The following is a 20,733-nucleotide window of genomic DNA, read 5'->3' as shown; positions in this document are numbered from 1 at the left end:
CCCATTGTTTAGACAGCCTTTGCTATTTTAAATGATGTATGAGTTTAGTAAAATTAAACATAAAGGGGATTTCATATAGTCAGACCCAAAATGGAGCTTACGCTTTGATATTAAATGAAGTGGAAGGAGAAAGAAAGCTCCCTATTGTAATTGGTGCCTTTGAAGCACAATCAATTGCCATAGCGCTTGAAAAAGAAATAAAACCACCAAGACCTTTAACACACGACTTATTTAAGAGCTTTGCAGATCGCTTTGAAATTGTTGTTAAACAGGTTATTATTCATAAATTGGTGGATGGTGTTTTTTATTCGAGCATTATTTGTGAACGCGATAAAATTGAAGAAATAATAGATGCCAGAACAAGCGATGCTATTGCCCTAGCATTACGTTTTAATGCACCTATATTTACCTATAAAAACATTTTAGATAAAGCTGGAATTTTTCTCAAATTTTCGCCTAAAGAAGAAGGAGAAGAAGAAAAAGAAAGCATTATTGTTGATGAAATTTTAAGTGGAGAATCTGCTCCAAAAGCTAGTGATACATCCTATAAAACATATTCTCTTCAAGAATTATACACCATGCTCGACGGTGCTGTTGCTAATGAAGATTATGAGAAGGCTGCTAAAATTAGAGATGAAATTTCTAAAAGAGAAAACAATTAAGTTTTAAAAAAACTAATTAAGACAAAAAACAGAATTAACCCGCCAAGCTAAACACCTAATAAGGGAAATAACAGTAGTATTATAAATGTTATTTTAAAGAAATTTACCTAAAATAAGGATACAAATAAAAACGTGTTGAAAAAAATACTATTACTACTATTAGCAATTTGTTTTACCGGTACATTGGTAGCACAAGACATTGAAAAAAAATGGTCTTCTTCTGAAAATACCACTTCAAAATCTGCAATAAGTAAATTGAATTTCAATGAAGGCGACTTTAATTTCACTCAAAAAAACAACAACTATAAAGGGAGTTATATCTTTCAGAATAACAATCTCATATTTTATTTTGATGCTCCAACCGATAGTTTAGAAAGGTATAAAGTAACCGAACTAACAGATTCTACTTTGGTTTTTGGAAATAAAACAAACTCCTACCAACTAATAGCAACTCCTTCTCAAGATAATGTTCTTGTTTCTGAACAAGAATACCAAGAATTAATTCCAAACCAAGGCTTTAGCTTTAACAGCTTATGGAGAGGTGTATTAGGAATGGCATCTTTACTATTCATAGCTTTTTTGTTTAGCAGCAACAGAAAAGCTATTAATTGGAAAACAGTAGGAATAGGACTCGCAGCTCAATTAATACTAGCTATTGGAGTTTTAGAAATTTCTTTTGTCCAAAATACTTTTGAATGGATTGGTAGTATTTTTGTTTTAATCCTAGATTTTACAGCCGCAGGGAGTGAATTTCTGCTAGGAGATTTAATGAATGCCGACAGTTTCGGATTTATTTTCTTATTTCAAGTGCTTCCAACTATTGTATTCTTTTCGGCACTTACCTCTGTTTTATTCTATTTAGGGGTTATTCAAATAGTAGTAAAAGGGATGGCAATTGTGCTTTCTAAATTATTAGGAATTTCTGGAGCCGAAAGTTTATCGGTTGCTGGAAATATTTTTTTAGGACAAACAGAAGCTCCACTAATGATTAAGGCATATTTAGAGCGCATGACTCGTTCTGAAATCTTACTTGTTATGGTTGGTGGAATGGCTACTGTTGCTGGTGGTGTGTTAGCTGCCTATATTGGATTTTTAGGGGGCGATGACCCAGAACTTAGACTTCAATTTGCAAAACATTTGTTAGCAGCCTCGGTAATGGCAGCTCCAGGAGCAATAGTAATTTCAAAAATGCTATATCCACAACAGGAAAAAGTTAATACAGATGTAGAAGTTTCTACCGATAAAATTGGTTCCAACATACTTGATGCCATAGCAAATGGTACCACCGAAGGTTTAAAATTAGCCGCCAATGTTGGCGCTATGCTTTTAGTTTTTATTGCGTTTATTGCAATGATAAATTATGTTTTAGGCTGGATTGGAGATCTTACAACTTTAAATACCGTTTTAGCTGATAATACACCTTATGAATCATTTTCATTGGAATCTATTTTAGGTTTTATTTTTGCTCCTCTTATGTGGTTAATTGGGGTTGCTAAAGAAGATATGATGCTTATGGGGCAATTACTGGGTATTAAACTTGCAGCTAGTGAGTTTGTAGGGTACGTACAATTGGCTAGCTTAAAAGACATAACAAGCCTTACACATTTTACTTACAATAAATCTGTTATTATGGCTACCTATATGTTATGTGGATTTGCAAATTTTGCTTCTATTGGAATTCAAATTGGCGGAATTGGTTCATTAGCACCAGGGCAACGTAAAAATTTATCAGAATTTGGAATGAAAGCCGTTATTGGAGGTTCTATAGCCTCATTATTATCGGCCACAATTGCAGGAATGATTATTGGGTAAGTCAAATGTGTTGTGAAGAGGTAAAGAGGCAAATTCAGTAGGTAGTGCTCTGTATATTTCTTCATGACAACGTAACTTCATAGCTTTTTTAAGAGGCGAAATTGCGAATTTGTAGAGTTGCAAAGTCCTAAGTCAGGAGTGTTCAGTACTCAGTTAGCGGTTTCTTTCTTCGTAACAACGTAACCTTGTAAAATCGTAACTCTTTAAGAGGCGAAATTGCGAATTTGTAGAGCTGCAAAGTCCAAAGTACGAAAAAACTCAGGACCGACTTCTGGCTCATTAATCTCAAGACCCAAAACCGTTAATAACCTTTTAATAAATTAAGAAGTTCCTACATTAATTATTGAGAGGCTTTTTCTATTTTCGTAAAAGTTTGCGTTAGGGATTGAAGCAAGGTACCGTGTACCGCGAAAAGCCCGCCCCAACCTTTTTGTTGGGGAACGCCCAGAAAATTCTCACTTAGATTATATAACAAATGAAGCAGTACCACGACCTTGTTAAGCACGTATTAGCAAACGGAAATGAAAAAGGAGATAGAACAGGAACGGGAACCAAAAGTGTTTTTGGCTACCAAATGCGTTTCGATTTAAGTGAAGGTTTCCCTATGGTAACAACCAAAAAACTGCATTTAAAATCTATTATTTATGAACTGTTATGGTTTCTAAATGGCGATACAAATGTAAAATACTTACAAGATAATGGGGTACGTATTTGGAACGAATGGGCAGACGAAAATGGAGATTTAGGTCCCGTTTACGGTCATCAATGGAGAAATTGGAACAGTGAAGAAATAGACCAAATAAAGGAGGTTGTGGAGACTTTAAAAAACAATCCAAATAGTAGAAGGATGTTAGTTTCCGCTTGGAATCCAAGTGTTTTGCCAGATACTTCTGTTTCGTTTTCTGAAAATGTTGCTAATGGAAAGGCGGCTTTACCTCCCTGCCATGCTTTTTTTCAGTTTTATGTTGCCGATGGAAAACTTTCTTGCCAATTATACCAACGAAGTGCCGATATTTTTTTAGGGGTGCCCTTCAACATAGCTTCTTATGCTTTATTTACAATGATGATGGCACAAGTTTGTGGTTATAAAGCTGGCGATTTTATCCATACTTTTGGAGATGCTCATATCTACAACAACCATTTAGAGCAATTAGAACTACAGCTATCTAGAGAGCCAAAACCCTTGCCTACAATGAAGCTTAACCCCGAAGTAAAAGATATTTTTAGCTTTAAGTTTGAAGATTTTACTTTAGAAAATTACGAGCACCATCCGCATATTAAAGGAGCTGTTGCGGTGTAATTCTTAAATTACATTCATTTTTTAATCGTTAAATTGGTTTTTAACAACTTTTAACTAAGCATCTTGCAATGCATACGTTAAAATCCTTATTTTTAATAAAAAAACAAAGGAAAAAGTTACTAAATGTTAATAACCAATGAAATTATTAGCAATTTTCTTCAAACAAGAATCGCTACGGAAGAAATTTGTGCACCATTAACTCAAGAAGATTATGTTGTGCAACCTATTGAAAATGTATCTCCTCCAAAATGGCATTTAGGACATACAACATGGTTTTTTGAAGAGTTTATTTTAAAACAATACAATCCTGATTATAAAGAATTTGATTCGCAATTTAGCTATATATTTAACAGCTATTACGAAAGTGTAGGTGATAAAATTTTAAGAACAGACCGTGGTAATCTTACACGTCCATCTGTAGAAGAGGTTTATAAATATCGAGATTATGTTACCAATTGTCTCTCTGAATTTTTAGATGATAATCTAACAGAAGAGATTAGCAGTTTGGTAACCATAGGAATTCATCATGAAAAACAACATCAGGAATTACTGTTTACAGATATAAAGTATATTTTAGGAAACAATCCGCTTTTACCACATTATTCTGAAACTTTTGAAGAAAATCTAATTGAAAAACAGAAATCTAAGTGGATTAAAATTCCAGAAGGCACTTATGAAATTGGTCACGCTACAAACGATTTTTGTTTTGATAATGAATTAGGAAAACATAAGGTTTTTCTCCATAACTATAAAATCTCAAACAAACTTATTACCAACGAAGAATACCTTGAATTTATAAATGATGGTGGATATAACAACTTTAATTTTTGGCATGCCGAAGGCTGGGATTGGATTCGAGCTAACACTATAAAAGCACCTCTATATTGGCATAAAATTGATAACGAATGGCATCAATACACCTTTAAAGGATTAAAACCAATTAACCTTGAAGCTCCCATAACACACGTTTCTTACTACGAAGCTTTTGCATATGCTGAATGGAGAGGATTACGCTTGCCAACAGAATTTGAATGGGAAGTTGCTCAAGATTATTTTGACTGGGGGAAACGATGGGAGTGGACAGAAAGCGCCTACCTCCCCTATCCTTACTACAAAAAAGCAGCAGGAGCTTTAGGCGAGTATAATGGCAAGTTTATGGTAAATCAAAAAGTACTTAGAGGTGGATCTGTGGTAACTTCCAAAGATCATACTCGTTATACATATCGAAACTTTTTTCATCCGCATTTAAGATGGCAATTTACTGGAATTAGACTAGCCAAAAGATAAACTATATCTAGAAAAACTATGCCAACAATATATACAAATGCCTTTGAAGAAGACGTTTACAAGGGTCTAACTTCATATCCTAAAAAGTTATCTTCTAAATATTTTTATGATGAAAAAGGTGATAAAATATTTCAGCAGATAATGAATATGCCAGAATATTATTTAACAGATGCAGAATACAGTATTATTGAAAGTTATACTGAAAAAATAGCCGCAGCTTTTAATGATGAAAATGGTTTTGATATAATAGAATTAGGAGCTGGAGATGGCAAAAAAACAAAAGTTCTGTTACGTTATTTAAATGAAAATAAATTTAATTTCTCTTATCAACCCATTGATATTAGCAAGTATGCGTTAAAAGAATTAAAAGAGTCTCTAGAAAATGAACTCCCAAATTTAAAAGTAATTCCACAAGAAGGAATGTATTTTAAAGTTTTAAATCGTTTAGCTGAATATAAGAGTCGTAAAAAAGTGATTTTAGTTTTAGGATCAAACATTGGGAACTTGGTACAAGAAAAAGCTATTGAATTCTTACAAAATATTCAAGCAAGCATGAATAAAGGAGATTTGCTATTTATGGGGTTTGATATGAAGAAAAACCCTCAACAAATTATAGATGCTTACAGTGATAAAACTGGAATAACTGAAGCTTTTAATAAGAATTTATTGTTGCGGATAAACAGAGAAATGAATGCCGATTTTGATCTTGATAAATTCTTACATTGGGAAACTTACGACCCTGAGACTGGGACTGCAAAAAGCTATTTAGTTGCAAAAGAAGATTTAAAAGTTAGGCTTCAGAAAATAGATTTAGAAATAAATTTTAAAGCATGGGAAACCATCCATACAGAGATTTCTCAAAAATATGATGATCTTACTGTAAATTGGCTTGCCGAGCAAGCTAATTTAAAAGTTATAGATCAGTATGTTGATTCTGAAAATCTTTTTAAAGATTTCTTACTAACCATAAAAGCATAAAACTATGGATCAATTCCACATAAATACTATTCAAAACAAATTTCATCATTTATCTCAATACCTAGCTGCTTTTTCCAACAGTTTTCTTACTAAAAAAGAAGATGATAGTCAGTCTGCACTTATATGGTCCATTGAAAAAAGTGCTCTCCAATCTCAAAAAGTAAAAGATTTTTATATTGAGTTAAATTACAAAGACATAGTATTGAGAATCTATCGAGAAAGTGAATATAAAGAACTCGATTTACTTGGTCTTACTCACAGCGGTATTGATTCTTGGATCCGCGAAACTATTTCAGATTACGGATTATCGGCAGGTAACTTCCATTATAACTTAGGATTTAAACTAGAAACAGACTTTGATACGTTTGTTGCTTTAGATACTGATGATGAAAAAATTATTTTTCAGTTAATAGAAGAACGCAATATAGCACAGCGTGCCTTAGAAAAACTAAAAAGTAACTATAATAATGCCACCACAATATATGTTTGGCCACACCATTTTGACACAGGAATGCTTATAAATATTGATAAAGAAAAAGATATAGGTTTAGGATACGCTATTGCAGATACGGAGGTCAACAAACTTCCATATTACTATGCGTATGCTTGGAGCAACAACACTATTAATTACGCTCAATTACCCAATTTAAAAAATGGGAATTGGGTATTAGGAAATTGGAATGGTGCTATTATTTCCGTGGAAGATAATTACGATTTAAACACCATTGAAAATTTCTATATAGATTTTAGTACTATTCTAATAAAACGTATTTAACCCTTCAAAGAGATTTCAAGCCCTTAAGTAGTATCCTTACTCATTAAAGAACACTGCTTCCAAATAAATTAAATTTATTTTATGGGTTTACCTTCCAATCTTTAAAATCCCACAACTTTTTGACTTGAGCCTTTTGCTTAGACAGGATTTTAAGGTAGTTTATTTATACGTATAAAATAGCGTTTTCTGTACCAGCAAAATCATTCCATTGAAATCCATCTGCTTCTTGTTCGTTTGTGTAATTTCCATCTATAATATATCGGAATTCGTAGGAGTTATCTTTTGGAATTTCGCATGTACCTTTAAAATTACCGTTTTTTAGTTTTTTTAAGGCTGTTGCTTCTGGATTCCATTCGTTAAAATCTCCTACAACTACCACCTCATTTGCTTCTGCTGCAGAAACTACAAAAGTTACCTTACAAACTGGTCTAGACTTTAAATATTGTTTTGAAACTGACATAGTTGATAAAATTTAATGATTAATTTGTATCAAAAGAATACATTTAAATCATAATAAACAACTAGCATCCAAACATTTATCGTTTTAATAAAACAGTCTTAACGAAATAATGAAATATGTAAAATTTACTATATAAAAATAAAGAAAAAGAACTATTTATGTTTAAGGATGTTTGCTATTTTATCAATATCCTTTATTGTATTGTAAATATGAAAACTTACTCTTATTCCAGAACCACGTAAGGAAAACAGCACATTTCTCTCTTTTAGAGCCTCCATTATTTTAGGAGTAACCTTTAAATTAAAAATTGTAGAATGTTCTTTTCTCTCTGTAACTGTTTCCGAAAGCAACTCTAAACCAGTAAATTTTTCTTTAGCATGTTTTGCCAATGACGCTAAATGAGCTTCAATAGCATCCATTCCAATTTCATTAAATTGTTCTATAGAATATAATAAACTTCCAAAGTTTAAGGTGTCTATATGTCCAGGTTCAAAATGACACATTAAATGATTTTTTCCCTTCTGAAAAGCTTCTTTTTGCGGTTCAAATTCTACTGAAACAGGATATAGTTGAGAAACTATTTCTTTATTAAAGAGCATATAACCATTTCCATAACCTGACAACATCCATTTATAACCGCTACCACCAAAAACATCAATCCCAGATTCTTTAAAAGAAAATTTCTCGGTACCACTATATTGAGTTCCATCTGCAACAAAAATAGTATCAGGATATTCTTTCTTTAGATCTTTTATAAAATTTAAATCTAATTTGATTCCATTTAGATATTGAACAATACTAAATGCAAAAATATCTGGTTGCTGCTTTGCAAATGCTTCTTTTATATTTTGCTCTAAATGCTGATTTACTTCAGCAAAAGAAACAGATTTAAAACCACTGCTACTGAAAGGCCAATTTACAGAGGGATAATCGTCTTCCAAAAGCAATACACTTTTGTCTTTATCAATTCCATTGATAAACACTTTTAGTGCAAAAGAAAAATTTGGTGTTAAAAGTGTATTTTCAAACTCTGAATCGAAAAAATTGGCAACTGCAGTACGAATTTCAGCAAGCTGAACATCTAAAGACTCTCTAAACTTACTCCCTCCAATAAGGAAATCAATATCATGTCCTTGTCGCCATTCCATCAAACTTTCATACATAAGTCCGGAAGCTGCCGTATTAGCATAAGTATATTGACTAATTAAAGGAAAATCCTTTGAAAAATTATCTATCGTCATTTCAATTCAATTAAAAAGTTATACGCACTAAAGTTATGCGTCTCCTTGAAAAATAGCTTTTATGTAAAGAAATTCCAAACCACTCCAAAACGAACGATAAAATCTCGATATGGATAATTTGGCGCTGTATAATAATTATTATCTCCAAAGGGAGAGTTAAAATGTTCTGCTTTTAAATAAATACGAGTACGACGAACTTTTGCATTTATAAAGAAATCCATCATTGGATACCCTCCTATTTTTTCTCTATTCTGAATTAATAATTCCCCAAGAACAGGACTGTATGAATTCATATAATATTCACTAAAATATTTGGCAGTAACTCCTACCTGTAAATAAAGAGCTTTCTTGAAAAGATGATTTGAGTAATAAAGTGTGTTTCTAGTTACAATTTGCGGTACATTAATAATGTCTTCACTCTGACTCACATTTTGATACATAATTGTATTTGCTAGTCCCCATTTACGCAAAAAATGTAAATCGTTACTCAATTTTACTTTTATTGAATTTATAGAACCATCAAATTGAGTTGGCGTAACCCTTTGTACATCATCCAAAACAGAAGAAATTGAATCTCCAGTATCTAAATTTTCTTCAAAATAGGCATATTTATCTCTTACAGTATAAGCAACACTAAGACTTCCCCACTTTTTAGAATTAAGAGTTCCTTGAATGGTGCTTAATTTTTGCTTTTCAAAAGTGTCAGTATTTTGCCAATTATAATCTTTATAATCACTTTGATACAATAAAAAATTAAAGTTTGGCATACGAGACGAAGCATGTAAACTAGCATCTACATCAATATCATCGGTAATTTGGTAATTCATTTCAGCATTAAATGTAGTTCCACCTAAGTCTCCTACAATATTCTGCGTAAAATCTCCCCCTAAAGAAAAACCTCCAATTTGCTTTTTAAATTTTCCTCCAATGGAGATTTCATTATCTCGTAGTTGATTTGTAATTGTAGCGCTGTCGTTTACCACCAAACTATTAAAATAATAATTGTATTTATAATAGTTTACTAGGAAAGTTGCTTGCCCTATTATTTTATTATTATAATTTAAATTAAGCTGATTGTTAAAAGTTTTTAGCTTAGCTCTATCCTCTAAATTAGATGCTTGGTAAGATTCCCCAAAATATGAATTAGCTGTAGTCTGTCTAAATTCGTACGTTTTAGTTTCATAATTTAATTGATGTCCAACGGAAAGTCCGTAATTTCTTAAAGAATCTTTTTCTTTAAACAGAAAAAACTCATGGTCCAAAAAATATCTTTTCCCTAATAAGAAGTTTTCTGCATCTTCAAATCTTACATCAATTCTAGAACGATCTGTAAACTCATCGTCTCCAGAAGTAAACTGCTCTGGAACTCCCAGTCCGCCATTTTCTTCATTTAAAATATCTTGAGAAGTATAATGGCCTCTCAATAAATAACGTCCACTTTTAGTTTGATAATTAGTTGTAAATCTAAAATTTCCAGTACTTGATAAAATATGTTGATATTTCCCTAAAGAGCGCATCCCTTTATAGGCAATAGACATATTTAGCTGTGGAGAGGTATTTAAGGTAATTAATGCATCTAGAATTTGCCCTTGCTCCATTACTGTTTTATAAAAAAGCTCTGTAGTAGGAGTTGGCACTCGGTAATAATCAATATCACTAACTTCCATATAATTATTATGCTTAGCTTCTTCTCCCATTCTTGGATAGAAACTCTTCTCCTTGGTAGCTGCCCCTAATATATTGTATGTCTGACCAACATTTGCAAAAGGGAGCAACTCAAAATCGTCTTTTCTAAGGTAATTATATTTGTATTCCTTATAAATGGTTAGGGTTGTATCAAAAGTGGTAGTATCTCTTGCATAGGAGATTATTTTATAATCTTCAATAGGAAAATCATCACCTTTCTTTTTAGTTGGATTTTCCTTTTTAGTAAGAACAATTGTAGTATCCTTAACAACATTAGATTCTTGTTCAACTTGAGCATTTGCCACTCCAAGACATAATACTAAAAAGAAAAACAAAAAATTAAAATATCTCATCCATTTTGATTTAAAAACAAAGGTATATTATTTGAACGAAATCCATATAAGTGGATTTATTATTTTTACACTGAAAAAAGACAAAATACCGTATCTATTTTTAACTTTGACTTTTTTGAATTAGCCATATATAGGCTCCTAAATAACGATTAAAATGTATAAATCGTATAGTGAATTCTCTTTAGAAGCTGGAACTGACGAAGCTGGACGTGGATGCCTTGCAGGACCAGTAACGGCAGCTGCAGTTATTCTTCCTGAAAATTTTAAAAATAAAATTATTAACGACTCCAAACAATTAACAGCATTAAAACGGAGCATCTTAAAACCAATAATTGAAGAAGGAGCTACTTGTTTTGGCGTTGCTCATATTTATCCTATTAAAATTGATGAAATAAATATTTTAAATGCATCTATTTTGGCCATGCATAATGCACTAGATAAACTAAATAGTGAGATTGAACATATTATTGTAGACGGAAATAGATTTAAACCTTTTAAAGATATTCCATATGAATGTATTATTAAAGGCGATAGTAAATATTTAAGTATTGCTGCAGCTTCCATCCTTGCAAAAACTTACCGCGATGCTTATATGGAAGAAATCCATGAAGAATACCCGATGTACAATTGGAAAAAAAATAAAGGTTATCCAACTAAAGAGCACCGAGAAGCCATAAAAAAATATGGTACTACAAAATACCATCGTCTATCTTTTAGACTACTGCCAGAGCAACTAAAATTAGATTTATAAAAAAACCCACCGAAGTTGGTGGGTTTTTGTATTGAATTTATTGCGTATTAAAATTATTTGTTTACTTCTGTAGGTGTAAACAAATCTATTAACCCAGGGAAATTATCGTTAGAGTTAATTTCTGTTTGAGGATATAAAAATCTTTGCGGTAATAAAGTACCATTAGGTTTCTTAATAGGAATTCCTAATACATTTTTAGTTCTTCTAGCATCATGAAATACTTGTAAAGATCCTGGAAGAGACACATATTTCTCCTCTAAAATTTCATTAAGTAATTGATCTCCTGATGAGGTTGATGTTGGAAAAACATCTCCATAAGCAGTTGCTAAATAATTTCTTACTTCGGTAAAAGCTGGCTCTCCAGCAGTTCCCATATTAACTCTTTGTTCAGCCTCAGCTTCAATAAGTTTAGTTTCAATCCAGGAAACAACTGGAAAAGAAGCATCAACAGCAAAATATCCTTCCTCTGTTGTGTTAATATTAGTTCCATTAAAATAAAAAGCAAGTCTTTTTGAATCTCCAGGAGTATCTAACAACCTAGCTGTAGTTCCATTTAACAAATTGTAAAGATGGCTTGGACCAGCCGCAGTTAAATATCCGCCTCGAAGTTCTACTTGGAACTGATAATATAAATTTTTAGAACCTTCAGCGTTACTATGAAAAGCCATCAAGCTTGCTTCTGGAGAAGAAACACCCATTTTTGCTTCCAGTAAAGCCATTGGATAATTTTTCACAATCATATAATAACGAGCTTTTAAAGAGTGTGCTACCTCTTTCCATGTTGCCTCATTTAAAACATAACCATTATTATAGAAATCACTTACTTTAACTCCTCCTAGATTTGATATAGCTTTAGTTAGCAAGTTTTGCACATAACTTAAAACTTCTAATTGATTATCATAATTTGGATTAGGATAAGTAACATTATCAAGAGCCTCTGTATTTGGTACATCTCCCCATAAAGCTGCAGCCTCACCTAAGAGAATGGCCTGCTGTATTTGCGCAACACCTTCTAAAATTGGATTTTCAATTTCTACCGCTCCATCTTCTGCTAATTTAGCTTGAGCTAATCCATTTGTATAAATATCATCCCAATCATCATCATAATCTGATGCTGTTGTTCCATAAATTTGTAATAATTCATATTGCCTATCACTACCTGTAAAATGATCCACCCAAATCCCAGCTACTCTAGATGACTGACTTTCTGACAACTTAATTACGGCTAAGTTACCCTGACCAATTAATAATTCTGCTGGGGCATTTTGAAAATTATTTGGGTCTTCATTAATTCCATCAGTGTATTGATTACAAGAGATTAATAAAGCTATCCCAAAACATAATGTTATTATTTTATTTATTGTTTTCATATTTACTTTTATTAAAATCCAAATTTAAGTGTGAATACATAAGATTGAGTTGCTGGATTAGTAAAGTAATCTAACCCTCTACCTAGCGATGCTCCTGTCAAGTTTAGATCAGGATCAAATCCTTCAATATCAGTCCATAAAAATAAATTTCTACCTGATAGAGTAATTGACATATTTGAAAAACCAACTTTATCTAACATTGTTTTTGGGAATTCATACCCTAAAGACAATTCTCTCAATCTAGTCCATGAGGCATCACTTATAAACGTTTCACTTTGATTTCCAAAACCACCACCATTTGTAGTATACCAAGATTGATCTAATGCAACTGGTCCAGCTCCAAAATCTCCAATATTACCTCTAAAAACAGTTCCTGCCGGAATAACACTTCCGTTAGCTGCTGTAAGATCTTGCGTAGCTAATGTTTCATTTGCAGTTTCTGGAGAGATTCCAAAAGTGTTTAACACTCCTTTAGTTCCTTCCCAATGGTCATTCCCTTGTGAAGTCTCGAACTGAGCAGATAATGATATTCCTTTGTAAGTAAAAACCGTACCTATACCTCCTATCCAATTTGGGTTAGGATCACCTATTACGCCTTCTTCCCCTGATACTTCAGGAAATCCGAATTCATTTAATACATAATTATTACTCTCATCTCTTAAAAATTTATTCCCCCATAAAGTTCCTATAGCCTCTCCTTCTACCACTCTAGAAGATGTTCCTGTAAAACCAGCTAAAAATACTGACTTAACATCACTTAAATCGGTAACTTCATTTCTATTATGAGAATAGTTTGCATTCATAGACCACTTAAAATTCCCTTCTGTAAGTAACTTCACTCCCAAATCTACCTCTAAACCTTTGTTGGTAATTTCGGCTGCATTTGCTATTACTTCACTAAATCCAGTAGGCGAAGGCAGGTCTAATTTTAAAATTGCATCTTCAGTAACTCTATCATAATATGTAATTCCTAATGTTACTGCATTTTTAAAAAATCTAAAATCTCCTCCTACCTCAAATTCTTTAACTCGCTCCTCTTTAATATCAGAATTTCCTAGTGTAAAATTACGAGTAAAAGGATTCCCATAAGCACCTGCAGTAAGCTCATCTCCCCATGAAGAACTAATTCCTCTTGGACTATATAACGTATTAGTAGAATATGCATCTGGTTCAATACCAACTTCTCCATATGATGCTCTAAACTTGCCAAAAGAGAAAAAGTTATTTTCTTTAATTAACTCAGAAAACTTCCAACCTATTGAAGCACTTGGATAAAATATATTTTTCTCGATTGTAGACGGCCTTTCATACCTTCCTGAAAATTCAAAAAATAATTGATTAAACAATTCTGCATTTATTACAGCATAGGCTCCAGATTTTCTTGTTTCTTCTTTAAAATTCTCTGGCTTTTCATTTATAGTTTCTGCATTTCCAAATAGTCTTAAGTCGCCTACCTCTGGATTGGTAAACTGTCTAGATTCTCCTGTAAGTCTACTATATTCATTTCTATCTAAACTGGTTCCTACTATCCAACCAAAATTAAAATTATCAGACACATCATAATTAGACTGTAAAAAAACATTTATATTTTGTGTTTTTTCCTGAATAGTTGACTCAGAATAAAATCCAGGTGCAAAATCAGCAGCAGAATTTACAGGGAAAAATGTCTTTCTATTATCTGAATAATAATCTAATCCATATCTAGCAGTTAAAGTAAGATTATCTCTTAATTGCCAGTTTATTTGTGGAGAAATAATAAATCTTTCCACCTCATTTGGATTTTCCTGTTCATTAATTGTCCATCCTGGATTATTATAAATAGGAGCACTAGAACCTAAATAATCTCTATATCCTCTATGCGAGTATTGTGATGGAATATTATTTTCATCATAATATGTTCCTATATAATCTCTATTATCAAAATCTGGAGAAGTTCTTAAATACCCCAAATAAAGCCCTGCTAAATTAGACCCCTGTTGTATTCTAGACGCATTAATTCTAGTATAACCTACAGTAATTTTAGCTGTAATATTATCGGTTAGGTTAACTCCATTATTAATTCTAAATGTTTGTCTTCTATAAGATGAATTTCCTTTAATTATTCCATCTTGATTCCAGTCTGAATAGCTTAAAAAAGTGTTGCTATTATTCCCACTAAAAGAAACAGACACCGAATTATCAAAAGTAAATCCTGTACCAAATATTTGATCACGATTAGTTTGGTTATACACTTCTCTTGAGTTTTTTGAAGTAATTGGGTAATATACATTTCCTGTTTCAGATTCAAATCTCTCATTTCCAATAGTTACTTGGTCTGCACCACCTAATCTATCAGAAATTTTATCTCCCCAAGAGTTACCTGTAAAAGGATTCCAGACTCCATTGCTTCCTTGACCAAACTTCCCTTGTTTATCAAATTCAACATTAATTTTATCTACAATTACAGAAGACTTCACATTAACATCTACCCGTCTTTCAACACCAGTCCTACCCGACTTTGTCTTTATAATAAGCACCCCATTTGCAGCACCAGTACCCCAAACAGCTGCAGCTGCAGCACCTTTTAAAACGGTAACACTTTCGATGTCTTCAGAATTAATATCATTTAAACGTGACTGTTGAGTTACACCATCTACTTCTCCACCAACACTTGTGTTAGAAATAGGAACCCCATCAAGAATAATTAATGGATTTGAATTACCATTAATGGTATTCTGCCCCCTAATTTGGATATAGGCACCTGCTCCAGGGTCACCTGAGTTTCTGGTGATTTTAAGTCCAGAGGTTTTACCTGCCATACTCTGAATCACACCAGATTCCGCAGCTCTTGATACCGCCTCTGTGTTAACAGTTGTTGATGAACTTAAGTCATCATCCTTTTTCTTTTCAATACCTAAGGCCGTCACTATTACCTCATCCAATGCTTGTGCATCCTGCTCTAAAGTTATGTTTAAAACATTTTGTGAACCAACAGTTTTTTCAACTGTTTTTTGTCCAATAAAAGAATACACTACTACCTTACCTACAGAAACATCGATAGAATAATAGCCATCAAAATCTGTTTGAGTACCGTTGGTTGTACCTTTAACAGTAACATTTGCTCCAGGCAATGGCAAACCATCTTGGTCTAATACCACCCCTGTAATAGTTTTTTCCTGCGCATAGGAAAACTGTAAAACTAACGCAATAAATAGCGTTAGCATCCAAGTAAATTTTGATCTCATATTTTAATTAATTTGAATTTAGCGTGCACTAATATGTGAAATATTTCTTAAATAAAAACAAATATTCTACAAAATATAGAATATAACACGTATCAACTTACTTAAATTATAAGACAGACTACACCTACCTAGAAGTAATGATTACAAAACTATGGGAAGAGAAAAAAAGTAGAAGTAAAAAAACCCACCAGTGAATCTGGTGGGTTTGGAATTAATTAGCAATTAATTCAAATAAAAAGTTTATTTAATATTGGTCATTTTGAACAATATTAGAGTTAGCATTTGTTTCTGCATTTGTGATAGGGTATGCTAATCTATAATCCCCATAAGGAACTGTACTTAATAAATTTTGTTGAGGTGAAACTTTCTCCACTCCCATTCCATTTCGTACAAAATCATCAAAACGGAAACCTTCAAACATCAATTCTTTTCTTCTCTCCAAAAGGATGTTTTCCTTTGTTGCAGAAGTATAAGGAGTAGCTCCTCTATTTGAAGGAATCATATTTAATTGCGTTAAAGCATCTCCACCTGTTTCTAATAATGCCTCAGCATAGTTAAGGATTACTTCTTCATAACGAATTACAGGAACATTATCATACCCTCTATTGTCTGGATACTTCCCTATGTTTCTCAACATATTATCTTCATATCCTAAAATTCCTGTTGGCTCATCATCGTCATCTGGTAAGAGTCCTCTAACATCTGTATCTTCAAAAAGGGTTGCAACCTCATCAATAACCTGAATATCTCCATAACTACCTGCTGGACCTAATCTATAGATATAAGCAAGTCCATTAATTCCTTGGTTATCTGTTGCACTATAAGCTAATTCAAAGATTGAATTTGAAGATCCATCTTGTGTCCAAGATCCTACAAAATCACTAGCAGATAAAACTGAATATAACTTTGAGTTAATTACAGCTTCTGCCGCGGTCTTAGCTTCTGGCCACATTCCAAAATATACATTAAATCTAGATTGTAAAGCTTTTGCAGCATATTTATTTAAGAATTCTTTTGAAGAATCATTATAAGCAGTGCTCATCATATCAAATCCAGCTTGAAAGTCTGCTGCAATTGCTGTTTTGTTTTCTTCAATTGTATTTCTACTAGGAAATAAATCCTCTCCTTTAAATTCAGTTACATATGGAACTCCAAGTGTTCCTCCAGCATGCATTTGACCATATGACTTCAACAAATCGAAATGCGCTAAAGCTCTAAGGGTATATGCTTGACCTTGAAGGTGTTTTGCATAATCTAAATCCCCTTCAAGCACACTAACATCCTGATTAATAACAATATTTGCAGATGCTATCACATCATAAGCATTATCCCAGATATAATCATTGTTCTCATTATATGCCATTTGAGCTTCTGTAGTAAAACGCCCAGAACTACCATTAGCAAAACAGTTATCTGTTCTTACCTCATTTGTTATGATATAGTCTCTACCATAATATTCACTTGAGGTCATTGCGCTATAAGCTCCTTTAATAATTCCTTCAAGGTTACTTACCGTAGTTATTCCCCCTTCTACAGGTTTATTCTGTTCGGTAGAAGGATCTAAGTCATCTGTAGTACACGAGTTCAACCCAACTAGGGATACCGCTACAAATGCTACTTTATATATAAAATTAATTCTCTTCATAATTTTTTAAAATTTAACGTTTAATCCAAAAATGAATGATTTAACAGGTGGTGTTGTCAAACTTGTAAATCCATCTGCTGCTGTCTCTGGATCGTATTTTAAACGATCATCTTTCACCCATGTGTAAAGATTAGTTCCTCTTAAGAATAACCTTAATCCATCTATTCCAATAGTTTCAGTAATTTTTTGATTAAAGTCATAACCAAAAGTTAAATTTCTTAGACGAATAAAATCTCCTTCATATAAAAACTTATTACTGTTTTGCCATGGTTTTGCAGTATACTCCATTTTAGGAAATCTAGCTATATCTCCTGGTTCTTGCCATCTGTCAAGCAATGCATCTACTCCATTGTAAAGATCTAATGAAAATCTATCTGTACCATTGGTATAACGTGTCCAATCTTCAAATACTTTGTGTCCACCTGCATAATATCCATTAGCATCTAAGAAAAAACCATAAGCATCAATATGCAAATTCAAACCTGCCGTAAGCGTTGGTAAAGCACTTTCTCCTTGCCATACTTGATTAGCTTGAGACCAAGTTGTAGTAGTAGCACTCCCTTCTCCATCTGTATACCACTCGTCAACTCCAGTATCTGGATTAACTCCTGCGTAAGAAACCATATACCATCCATAAACTGGATGTCCAGCCTCAACTCTACGTGTTCCTGTAGTTATATTAATTGGCTCTCCTGTTCCATCTGTTGCCGTTTCTAACACTTTATTCTCGTTAGTTGCCATATTACCTCCAAGAGATAAATTGAAGTTTTGTGAACGGATAATATCAAAGTTTACTTCTAACTCTAAACCTTTATTCTCCATTCTACCAACATTCTGTGTTTGCTCTTCAAAACTGGTTGTCAAAGAAAGTGGAACCTCAAGCAATAAATCTTTTGACTCTCTATAGTAATAACCAACATTAGCTGTAATTCTATTGTTAAAGAAACCGAAATCCGCGCCTATATCATAAGTATGAGAGGTCTCCCAAGAAAGATTCTGATTCCCAAAAGTTCCAGGATAAGATGCTCCAGTACCTGCATAATCTGAATCGTAATTTAATAACGATTGATACAAATTCAAGTCAATGTTAGCATTACCAGTAACTCCATAAGAAGCTCTTAATTTTAAATTACTTATTACATTACTATCTGCAAGAAAAGCTTCTCTATGAATGTTCCAAGCTCCACCAACAGACCAGAAGTTCCCCCATCTATTATCATCGGCGAAACGAGAGTTTCCTTCTCTTCTATAGGTAGCATCAAAAACATAACGTCCATTAAAACCACTATAGTGTAGAAGTCCCATGTATGAAGCAATTGACCAATCTGTAAAATAAGAATTAGCAGTAGTTGGATTACCTGATGAGTTTAAATTAGTTAATCCATCATCAGAGAATGAATCTCCATCTGCCTCTAAATAATAATATCTATTTTTTTGATACTCTTGTAATGCTTTAAAGTCAATAGAATGCTCATCTGACACATTCCAAGTATAATCTAAATAGTTCTGGAATACATAGTTAGCTCTACTACTATGAGATTGCCAACCATAGCCATTTGTACTAGCTCCATCACCATCAATTCTATTACGGTAACGTTTATAGTTATATACTTGATAATCAATATTTGTACGTGTAGTAAATCTTAAATTCTCTACAGGTGTTTCCCATTCTAATGAGTTATTAGATAAAATTCTAACTAACTGAGAATCATCAATGTCTTCTTGCGCAATCCATAACGGGTTAGGCAATGTTGTATTTAAGTTGATTTCTCCATCTTCATCATATGGTTGCTCTATTGGAGGAGCAAAAAACTTAACTGTTCTAGGCGAAGAGAAATATGAACTCGTTTCTAACAATCCATCTTGATAAGAATGTGATGCACTATTGTTTGTTGAAAACTTTAATTTGCTATTTAATGATTTCTGAAAATTTAACTGTCCAGAAATTCTTTCAAATTCAGAACCAATAACAGTTGCTTCTTGATTAAAATATCCTAATGAAGCATAGAAATTATGATTTTCATTACCTCCACTAGCTGAAAGGTTATACTCTCTAAAAGCTGCATCTTTATTTGTTACTACTTCGTCCCAATTTGCTTCAGGTCTCCCTGCTTGATTCCAATCATAGTATGCAGAACCATATAATCCTAAATTATCTTCATAATGTTGTTTCGCTCCATCTCTAGAAAAACCATCACTAACCCCATAAGAGTTGTATAAAGACTCATAAAATAACATTTCTCTTTCTGCCCCTGTTAATACGTCTGGTCCATCTACAGCATCATTAGAAAAACCATATGAAGTGTTAAAACTAATAGCTGTTTTTCCTTCTCTACCTTTTTTAGTAGTAATTACAATAACCCCATTAGCACCACGTGCACCATAAGCAGCAGTAGCAGAAGCATCTTTAAGCACTGTAATACTTTCAATATTGTTACTACTAATACTTGCTAAAGGAGACAATGAAGAACCAGAATTTTGATTATCAGCATTATCTGTATTTGCTACAGGAACCCCATCAATAACATATAAAGGATTATTCCCTGCTGTAATAGAACTAACACCTCTAATACGGATATCTGCAGTAGAACCCGGTGTACCAGAAGAGTTATTCATTACTAAACCAGCAACTTTACCTTGTAACACCTGATCTACAGAGGCTACTGGAACTTGCTCAATATCTGCAGCATCAACTTGAACAGTTGATCCTGTTAATTCGGCTTTACTAGAAGTAGCATATCCTAATACAACTACCTCATCTAGTGCCTGAGCATCTTGCTCTAAAACTACGTTGATTGTACTTGCTGCTCCAACTGTTTTCTCAACAGTTTTCTGACCAACATACGAATAAACTAATTTACTCCCCACAGCTGTAGAAATTGAATAATTTCCATCAAAATCTGTTTGAGTACCTGTGGACGTACCCTTAACAGTTACATTTGCTCCAGGTAACGGCAAACCATCTTGGTCTGTCACCATACCTGTAATTGTCTTCTCCTGCGCATAGGAGAACTGTAAAACTAACGCCATAAAAAACGTTAGCATCCAAGTAAACTTTGATCTCATATTTAATTAATTTGAATTTAGCGTCTTACAATATCATAATTTTTTCTTAATAAAAACAAAAAAATGCATATAAAATATTACGTATTTAAAAGATTTTACACAACACAATTATTCATAATTCTT

General features: G+C 32.9%; 14 protein-coding genes. 7 read left to right on the top strand and 7 right to left on the bottom strand.

Features of this window, described 5'->3' with window-relative positions:
• The first annotated feature begins 38 nt into the window (after positions 1–38).
• The 6 genes from JOOMADRAFT_RS07295 (at position 39) to JOOMADRAFT_RS07270 (ending at position 6,814) form a co-directional block, all read left to right on the top strand.
• Positions 39–662 (top strand): bifunctional nuclease family protein, encoded by a 624-nt coding sequence (locus JOOMADRAFT_RS07295; RefSeq protein ID WP_008612295.1) that lies wholly within the window; start codon positions 39–41, stop codon positions 660–662.
• A 135-nt stretch (positions 663–797) separates the two neighbouring features.
• Entirely contained in the window at positions 798–2,474 is a 1,677-nt protein-coding gene (locus JOOMADRAFT_RS07290) for a NupC/NupG family nucleoside CNT transporter (protein WP_008612293.1), read from the top strand.
• A 475-nt stretch (positions 2,475–2,949) separates the two neighbouring features.
• Positions 2,950–3,774 (top strand): thymidylate synthase, encoded by an 825-nt coding sequence (locus tag JOOMADRAFT_RS07285; protein ID WP_008612292.1) that lies wholly within the window; start codon positions 2,950–2,952, stop codon positions 3,772–3,774.
• 123 nt (positions 3,775–3,897) lie between these two features.
• Positions 3,898–5,061, top strand: coding sequence for an ergothioneine biosynthesis protein EgtB (egtB, locus tag JOOMADRAFT_RS07280; RefSeq protein ID WP_008612291.1), 1,164 nt, complete (start codon positions 3,898–3,900; stop codon positions 5,059–5,061).
• An 18-nt stretch (positions 5,062–5,079) separates the two neighbouring features.
• The gene (locus JOOMADRAFT_RS07275; protein WP_008612290.1) at positions 5,080–6,039 is read left to right on the top strand and encodes an L-histidine N(alpha)-methyltransferase; all 960 of its coding nucleotides are present in this window, start codon (positions 5,080–5,082) and stop codon (positions 6,037–6,039) included.
• A 4-nt stretch (positions 6,040–6,043) separates the two neighbouring features.
• On the top strand, positions 6,044–6,814 hold the full coding sequence (locus JOOMADRAFT_RS07270) for a hypothetical protein (RefSeq protein ID WP_008612289.1): 771 nt from the start codon (positions 6,044–6,046) through the stop codon (positions 6,812–6,814).
• Positions 6,815–6,977: 163 nt separating this feature from the next.
• Here JOOMADRAFT_RS07270 and JOOMADRAFT_RS07265 read toward each other — a convergent pair whose 3' ends face one another.
• From JOOMADRAFT_RS07265 to JOOMADRAFT_RS07255, 3 genes are all read right to left on the bottom strand, one after another.
• Positions 6,978–7,274, bottom strand: coding sequence for an isoamylase early set domain-containing protein (locus JOOMADRAFT_RS07265; protein ID WP_008612288.1), 297 nt, complete (start codon positions 7,272–7,274; stop codon positions 6,978–6,980).
• Positions 7,275–7,426: 152 nt separating this feature from the next.
• Positions 7,427–8,515 (bottom strand): aminotransferase class V-fold PLP-dependent enzyme, encoded by a 1,089-nt coding sequence (locus JOOMADRAFT_RS07260; protein ID WP_008612287.1) that lies wholly within the window; start codon positions 8,513–8,515, stop codon positions 7,427–7,429.
• A 59-nt stretch (positions 8,516–8,574) separates the two neighbouring features.
• Positions 8,575–10,554: a putative porin gene (locus tag JOOMADRAFT_RS07255; RefSeq protein ID WP_008612286.1), complete on the bottom strand. Its 1,980-nt coding sequence runs from the start codon at positions 10,552–10,554 to the stop codon at positions 8,575–8,577.
• 154 nt (positions 10,555–10,708) lie between these two features.
• Between JOOMADRAFT_RS07255 and JOOMADRAFT_RS07250 the strand changes: the two genes are divergently transcribed.
• Complete coding sequence (locus JOOMADRAFT_RS07250; RefSeq protein ID WP_008612285.1) at positions 10,709–11,305, top strand: ribonuclease HII; 597 nt, start codon at positions 10,709–10,711, stop codon at positions 11,303–11,305.
• A 53-nt stretch (positions 11,306–11,358) separates the two neighbouring features.
• Here the strand turns inward: JOOMADRAFT_RS07250 and JOOMADRAFT_RS07245 are convergent, their stop codons facing one another.
• The 4 genes from JOOMADRAFT_RS07245 to JOOMADRAFT_RS07230 all read right to left on the bottom strand — a co-directional run bounded on the left by JOOMADRAFT_RS07245 (position 11,359) and on the right by JOOMADRAFT_RS07230 (position 20,610).
• Positions 11,359–12,675, bottom strand: a complete 1,317-nt coding sequence (locus JOOMADRAFT_RS07245) for a SusD/RagB family nutrient-binding outer membrane lipoprotein (protein WP_008612283.1) — start codon at positions 12,673–12,675, stop codon at positions 11,359–11,361.
• 11 nt (positions 12,676–12,686) lie between these two features.
• Positions 12,687–15,899: a SusC/RagA family TonB-linked outer membrane protein gene (locus JOOMADRAFT_RS07240; RefSeq protein WP_050989667.1), complete on the bottom strand. Its 3,213-nt coding sequence runs from the start codon at positions 15,897–15,899 to the stop codon at positions 12,687–12,689.
• Positions 15,900–16,143: 244 nt separating this feature from the next.
• Entirely contained in the window at positions 16,144–17,544 is a 1,401-nt protein-coding gene (locus tag JOOMADRAFT_RS07235) for a RagB/SusD family nutrient uptake outer membrane protein (protein ID WP_008612279.1), read from the bottom strand.
• A 6-nt stretch (positions 17,545–17,550) separates the two neighbouring features.
• Positions 17,551–20,610 (bottom strand): SusC/RagA family TonB-linked outer membrane protein, encoded by a 3,060-nt coding sequence (locus tag JOOMADRAFT_RS07230; protein WP_008612278.1) that lies wholly within the window; start codon positions 20,608–20,610, stop codon positions 17,551–17,553.
• Positions 20,611–20,733: the final 123 nt, after the last annotated feature.

The sequence above is a fragment of the Galbibacter orientalis DSM 19592 genome, assembly GCF_000260115.1.
GTDB classification, from domain to species: domain Bacteria; phylum Bacteroidota; class Bacteroidia; order Flavobacteriales; family Flavobacteriaceae; genus Galbibacter; species Galbibacter orientalis.
The sequence above is the reverse complement of the archived record's forward strand: the minus strand, read 5'-3'. Positions and strand labels throughout refer to the sequence as shown.